The following is a 1,766-nucleotide window of genomic DNA, read 5'->3' as shown; positions in this document are numbered from 1 at the left end:
CCGTAGAACAGGCTCAGGCCCGGCACTTCGATGGCCACGGTTTCCTGTTCCAGGTTCAGGCTCTGCTTGTCGCGGCCCAGGGCGGACATGTTGATGCCGTGGGTATGTGTTTCGTGCTGCATGGGAGATCCCCTGTGCTAACAAATTCGGTTCGTTTTTTGTGGGAGCGAGCCTGCTCGCGATTCAGGCGCTGCGGTCCGTCCAGGAAACCGCGGTGATGCCATCGCGAGCAGGCTCGCTCCTACAGAAGAAATCAGCTGTCCAGTGCCTTGTATTTTTCGCGCAGGTGGTTACGGATCCACACCGCCGACAGGTTGAGCACCGCGATCACCAGCACCAGCAGCAGCGCCGTGGCGTACACCAGCGGCCGCGCGGCCTCGACGTTCGGGCTCTGGAAGCCGACGTCGTAGATGTGGAAGCCCAGGTGCATGATCTTCTGGTCCAGGTGCAGGTACGGGTAGTTGCCGTCCACCGGCAGCGACGGCGCCAGTTTCACCACGCCCACCAGCATCAGCGGCGCCACTTCGCCGGCGGCCCGGGCCACGGCGAGGATCATGCCGGTCATCATCGCCGGGCTGGCCATCGGCAGGACGATCTTCCACAGGGTCTCGGCCTTGGTCGCGCCCAGGGCCAGCGAGCCCTCGCGCACGGTGCGCGGGATGCGCGCCAGGCCTTCTTCGGTGGCCACGATCACCACCGGCACCGCCAGCAGCGCCAGGGTCAGGGACGCCCAGAGCAGGCCCGGCGTGCCGAAGGTCGGCGCCGGCAGCGCTTCAGGGAAGAACAGCCGGTCGAGGGAGCCGCCCAGCACGTAGACGAAGAAGCCCAGGCCGAACACGCCGTAGACGATCGCCGGAACGCCCGCCAGGTTGTTCACCGCGATGCGGATCACCCGGGTCAGGGTGTTCTGCTTGGCGTATTCGCGCAGGTACACCGCCGCCAGCACGCCGAACGGGGTCACGATCATCGCCATGATCAGGGTCATCATCACGGTGCCGAAGATCGCCGGGAAGATCCCGCCTTCGGTGTTCGCTTCGCGGGGGTCGTCCGACAGGAATTCCCAGACCTTGCTGAAGTAGAAGCCGACCTTGGTGAAGGTGCCCATGGCGTTCGGCTGGTAGGCGTGGACCACCTTGCCCAGGCCGATCTCGACTTCCTTGCCGTTGGCGTCGCGGGCGGTCAGCGCGTCGCGGTTGAACTGCGCGTGCAGGTCGGAGAGGCGTGCCTCGACGTCCTGGTAACGGGCGTTCAGCTCGGCGCGCTCGGCGTCCATGTCCGCTTGCGCGGCCGGGTCGAGCTTGCCTTCGAGCTCCAGCTTGCGGCCGTGCAGGCGGATGCGTTCGAGGCCGGCGTTGATCGCGCCGATGTCGACCTTCTCCAGGGTCTTGAGCTGGGCGGCGAGCTTGTTCACCCGGTCGATCCGCGCCTGCAGCTCGGGCCACGCGGCTTCGCCTTCGGCAATGACCTTGCCGTCCTGCTTGACGTTGACCAGGTAGCCGTAGAAGTTGCCCCACTCGCGGCGCTCGATGGCCATCAGCTCCACCGGCGTGGTCTGGTCGTTCAGCCACTCGCCGACGGTCCAGGTGAAGTCGTTGCCGTTCAGGTCACGGTTGCCGACCTTGATCAGCTCGCGGGTCATGAACTCCGGGCCTTCGTCCGGCACCGGCAGGCCGGCGCTCTTGAGGCGGGCGCGGGGCACTTCTTCCTTCTGCACCACTTCGCCGATGACCAGGTGCTTGCCCTGGCCCGGCACGTCGTAGCTGGCG

1 protein-coding gene and 1 pseudogene are annotated in these 1,766 nt (G+C 66.4%); both read right to left on the bottom strand.

Annotation, left to right across the window (positions count from 1 at the left end):
* Positions 1–122 (bottom strand): annotated as a pseudogene (locus ACIP0B_RS28455) (phosphate ABC transporter ATP-binding protein); the annotation flags it as partial.
* A 131-nt stretch (positions 123–253) separates the two neighbouring features.
* Positions 254–1,766: phosphate ABC transporter permease PstA (gene pstA, locus ACIP0B_RS28450; RefSeq protein WP_400838531.1), on the bottom strand; the 1,513-nt coding region annotated here is incomplete at its 5' end.

Origin of the sequence: Pseudomonas sp. NPDC089534 (assembly GCF_044749305.1) — a bacterium.
Lineage (GTDB): Bacteria > Pseudomonadota > Gammaproteobacteria > Pseudomonadales > Pseudomonadaceae > Aquipseudomonas > Aquipseudomonas ekonensis.
This window is presented reverse-complemented; position numbering and strand designations above follow the sequence as displayed.